This is a genomic window from Blautia sp. HCP3S3_D9, assembly GCF_052063845.1.
Taxonomy (GTDB): Bacteria; Bacillota; Clostridia; order Lachnospirales; family Lachnospiraceae; genus Blautia_A.
Window position 1 is genome coordinate 1 of the sequence record NZ_JBQHWS010000189.1, and the last position, 4616, is coordinate 4616.

The window sequence follows — 4616 nt, forward strand, 5'->3', positions numbered from 1 at the left end:
TGCTTCAAATGAATCTGTAGTGAGTATAACAAAAAAACTTCTGTTATGCACTACGCCTTCTTTTGAAGCACTTACACTCTTGTCTTGAAGTTCTTCTGTTCCGCCATATTTTTTCCTTCCTACAAAAGTAAAAGGAGCAGCACCATACTGCTCCTTTTACTAATTTTTCACAGTTTATTCTGCACTCGGATGGGTTTTCAGTCTCCATCCCGACCACTCGAATGGGTTTTCAGTCTCCATTCCGACCACTCAGACAGGTTTAATGTCTCTGCCCCGACAATCAAAAGCGTTTCCGCTTGGTATCATTTAATACGCATGTTTTATGCTGGTCATCAGCCTCGATACCCTGCTGAGCATCACAAAGTGCCAGTAATTAACCTTCCCAGCCGGAGTACAGCTTTAACGTGTCGCCACGCGAAAACCTTTTTGGTTTCATCTATATTATACTCAACATCGATCATATTATCAATTGGTTTTGAAAATTTTCTTTTTGAATTTTCTGTGTATCACCACAAAATTTAAAGGGAGACTACAACACCGCAGTACTGTGCGTCTCCCTTTATGACTGATTTTATCGTTGTCCGCAAACACTCTAGCCCATACGTCTGGAATCGCTATCAGGTTTTTTCGTTGCCTGCCAACCCTCCGGTCTGTATACCCGGATTCAATATCGGATTTAAGGTGTCAGCCACACTAGCAGTACTTAGTGAAAGCTCTTTCCTGTGATAGTTCTATCTTATCAAAATGTTCTCCTCTGACTGCTTTGTTCCATTCAGCATAAGCTTCTTCTTCATGCACTTCATAGGGTCAGACCCAGACATATGCCCTTTACTGGTTATGAATTTCCACTTAAATCTACAACATCGCCTCTAGTCTATGTTCCAGTTCTATTTTTTGTTTAACATGATCCTTCCAGTAATCCTCATGCCGCCGTATAAATAACTGTATCTTCCTGATACTTTGAGTCACGCTTTCATCCGCCTCTATAATCTGCTTTTCCTGCCCTGCCAGTACAATATAAAATATCTGCGTTATATCATAGAAAAAAGCGCAACACATATGTGTCGTTTTCTCATACCATGCATACATATCTTTTTCTAATATTTTTTCGTAATTTAAAAAACTAAGTTTCCACTCCTCCTTATTTTTCAAATCATATTGAAGAGAATTCAAAATTAAACTAAAGTAACCAGAAAACCATATTTCTCTTAAATTCTCATGTTTTTTCTTCTTTTTCTCGAACAATAAATTCCAATTCTCCAAAATATCTTTACTTATATTTTCTAAGATATATTTTTTTGATGTATCCGATAACCTTTCAAATTCCCGAGCCACAATATCCTCTTTATGATTCTGCAGCATCATATCCAGATTAATCGTCTTTGCAAAACACTTCAGCGCTTCTCTGCTGACTTTAGAAAGAACACTAAAAAGAAGCTGCTGCCAATTTGTATTATGTTCCTTTCTTTGTACCCAGCGTTCCCACAACGCCAAATCCCTGTCAGCAATTCTCTTGACCGCTGCAATTATTGCCTCTTTGCATTTTTCATCTGTACCCGATGTCCGTTTCAACAAAATCCTGGCACATTCATAATAGAAACAAGGATATGCTACATCCATCTTTGCAAAATCCACAAGCATATCTGTTTCACAGCAAGTTGAAAGAAATATCCAATAATCTACAATGTTATTTTTCTCTGCCAAAAGCTGGCATAAACGTGCAGAGTCCTCCCTATATGCTTTTTGAAACAATCTGCAGACTAATTCATCAGGTTTTATACTTTTTCCCCTCTCATACGCATCAATGAATTCATATATCTTATCCAAATCATTATCAGCAATACCTTCCTGCAAATGTTCAAAAAATTTCTGATCAGCCCTTCCTGCGTTACCAGCAATATGAGTACTATAACTCACCGAACTGATCATTTCCCAAATATCTTTTTTTATTGTCTTCTCCATCATACTCCTTTCTTCCATACCAGGCATTCCGGAGCATCCAGCTCATTCCATAATTCTTCAAATGCGTCTATCATCATCTGTGGATGTTCCACACTTTGAATAATATGATGTTTATTTCCAAGGCTATTCACAGATGTACCCAGTGACCAGACAGAAGAGGTATCCTGATCTAAATTAAGCACCATGAGAAAACGATCATGAAAACTGTAACCATAATCAGCCCACTGGCATCTAAGCTCTACATGTATACCATAATGATTACTCCTTTTCTCCATAATTTCCTGCTGCTGTTCTATCCAATCACATACACTCATTTTACTTTTTTCGGCAATTTCACCAGATGTAATTGCATATAACGTTACATTCATACTTTTCGTAAAATACCAAGTATGTAAAATATCCTCAACTGTCAGATAAGGATCCCACAGATACACTTTCCCTGTTTGTGCACGATTCATCAATGCAATCACATCTTTCAAAGCTTTCTGCGGTTCTGAATCTCTTCCATACCGTCTAAACTCAGCTCTGGCATATAACTCATCAACTCGTCTGCTATACTGACGCTTATGTATATGACTATCTCGCGTCCGAATAACAGGTTGTTCTATATTAACATTCTCCGCTGATATGAGTTCAATAGTGTCAACAACCTGTCCTGTTTCATCATAAATGATACGCTGTTCTCCATACTGTGCACCCATCTGCAGCACACACGTCATTCTTCTTATAAAGCTTGTTTCCTGACGCGACAAAATCAATTGCCGTTTTACATCAATTATCGTTGTCCTGCAAAATCGGGAAGCATCACCAACTTCAAATGTAGTATTACATCCTTCCTGTTTAAATGTCCTGGTACCAAATGAAATAATCGAATCATCAAAAACGCCTTCTGACAATACCAGAAATTGATCATCTGACTCACATTCTTTATCAAATGACACATCATACGTTAACTGTCTCTCCATATCATCTTTTTTATAAGAAACCCTTACATTCGTTGACGGAAATTGAAACACAAAATTCCCAATACGATCTGATACAGAAAACAAATCAATTGGAATTGCATCGAATATTGTATCTGTCATCTTTCTGAACTGCACTGTGTTCAACACATTTACAATCTTTTTATCACAGTCAAAAAATTCCAAAATATAACTTCCATTAATAAAATTATTTTTTAATACTTTGTTTAAAAACATCTCTTTTGTACTGTCCTGCTGAATAAAAACTTTCGATACCCCTTCCAGATATCCTGTTTCTAACCTTCCATCTCCGATGTCTACTTCCTTCTTATCTCTACTGTTGCATAACAATTCAAAAATACTTCGAACTTCTGATACATCCAGCACCTTTCTCTGTATTCCTAATGAATATGTATCAGTAATACTTTTAAGCTTTTTTAAAAGTCTCTCCGAGCTCTTTTCTACGTTCGGTCTTGTTTCAAATACAAAAATTGTATATACATTATCCGGCATTTCCTTTTCTCTTTGGCATAAATATATCGAAACCATTTCACAACAATTATAACTACCAAGGCTCTTACAGGAAATCAATTCATCAAATTCATGCAACAAATATTCTGTCGGTAGTTTTTCGTTCACTCTTTCTCTATACATATTTTTCTCCGATTAAATAGTACATTTTCTGTATTATGTATGCGATATTGTTTAATTACCTAAATCTTATTATATTATAATTTCCACCTGTCGGACTGCATGCTCTTTGCTGGACGCACGGTCTGACCTCAATGTCCTTGACAAAAGCACAATATGCTGAGACTATCTTTAGAATGGCAAAAACTAAAACCTGGACTTCATAGAATGCAGACTCCAATTCCGATTGAAACGAGCACCCTTTCGAGCATCACCAGTCGTCGAAAATTTAAGTCCCCGGAGTTTTCAAAATAACCACCCATTTCTATAATTTATATTCTTTATATAGTTGTTCACGATACACCTCGTCCTCAGATGCTTTCTCAGCATCTGAATAACGTTTATTCTTTAATAGAATATTTATAAGTGCTCCTAATCGATTTTCGCCCTTTTTTATCCCATTTTCCTCTGCATAAGAAATCATACTTAACATATCAGACACCTCCTTCTGACGAACTTGATTATCCGAATCTGGAATATATGATAATACTTTTTTCTGGTTTCCGGAAAATAATCCATATAAGAGATCCAAAAGTCCCTTTCTGCTTTTGGATTTAAAGAACGGAACAGAATATCAAATGCTGCTGGTGCTTCATCTGTCGTACGAAATTCTGTATCCTCTCCACGTATGGTTTTTGCCATATCCTCTTCTACCAACGCGGTTCCTGTCTGAATCGTATCACCTTCTATACAATTCATAATTTCTTCCAGGGAGCAGTCTCTATATTCTTCTACAGTATATTTTAGAATATTACTCATAATTGGTTTATATGAAAAAATATTCTTTGCTGACTGATCTTTCGTTTCTTTTCCATCTATCGTCTTTAGTGTTACAGAAATACTGTCTTTCACATCCATAAGCCTCTCCCTTGACCAGCTTTTATTTGTAATTTAACTTGTTGTGCTAGATAAAATAAATATAAAGAAACTTCAACAAAATGTGCTATCCTATTTGTAGGGAATACAACGAAAGGAGGCATCATTATGTTGAAGTTCCAAGAT

The 4616-nt window shown here is 36.4% G+C and carries 4 protein-coding genes; all 4 read right to left on the reverse strand.

All coding sequences use genetic code 11. The features are described from left to right. Positions 1-855 precede the first annotated feature (855 nt). The gene (locus ACTNES_RS19495; protein WP_441040443.1) at positions 856-1965 is read right to left on the reverse strand and encodes a hypothetical protein; all 1110 of its coding nucleotides are present in this window, start codon (positions 1963-1965) and stop codon (positions 856-858) included. Continuing rightward, positions 1962-3437 carry a VPA1262 family N-terminal domain-containing protein gene (locus ACTNES_RS19500; protein ID WP_441040444.1) on the reverse strand — a complete coding sequence of 492 codons (1476 nt, stop codon included), beginning with the start codon at positions 3435-3437 and terminating at the stop codon, positions 1962-1964. Before ACTNES_RS19500 ends, ACTNES_RS19495 begins: the two co-directional genes overlap by 4 nt. 442 nt (positions 3438-3879) lie before the next feature. Continuing rightward, positions 3880-4047, reverse strand: a complete 168-nt coding sequence (locus ACTNES_RS19505; RefSeq protein ID WP_441040445.1) for a hypothetical protein — start codon at positions 4045-4047, stop codon at positions 3880-3882. Beyond that, a complete protein-coding gene (locus tag ACTNES_RS19510; protein WP_441040446.1) occupies positions 4041-4472 on the reverse strand; it encodes a hypothetical protein in 432 nt (143 codons plus the stop codon). The genes ACTNES_RS19505 and ACTNES_RS19510 overlap by 7 nt, the downstream gene beginning before the upstream one ends. Between the last annotated feature and the right edge of the window lie 144 nt (positions 4473-4616).

Bases quoted from the DNA above. Each gene is read 5' to 3' on its own strand.
- ACTNES_RS19510 (WP_441040446.1), bottom strand. From the start codon at position 4,472: ATGGATGTGAAAGACAGTATTTCTGTAACACTAAAGACGATAGATGGA.
- ACTNES_RS19505 (WP_441040445.1), bottom strand. From the start codon at position 4,047: ATGTTAAGTATGATTTCTTATGCAGAGGAAAATGGGATAAAAAAGGGC.
- ACTNES_RS19495 (WP_441040443.1), bottom strand. From the start codon at position 1,965: ATGATGGAGAAGACAATAAAAAAAGATATTTGGGAAATGATCAGTTCG.
- ACTNES_RS19500 (WP_441040444.1), bottom strand. From the start codon at position 3,437: ATGCCGGATAATGTATATACAATTTTTGTATTTGAAACAAGACCGAAC.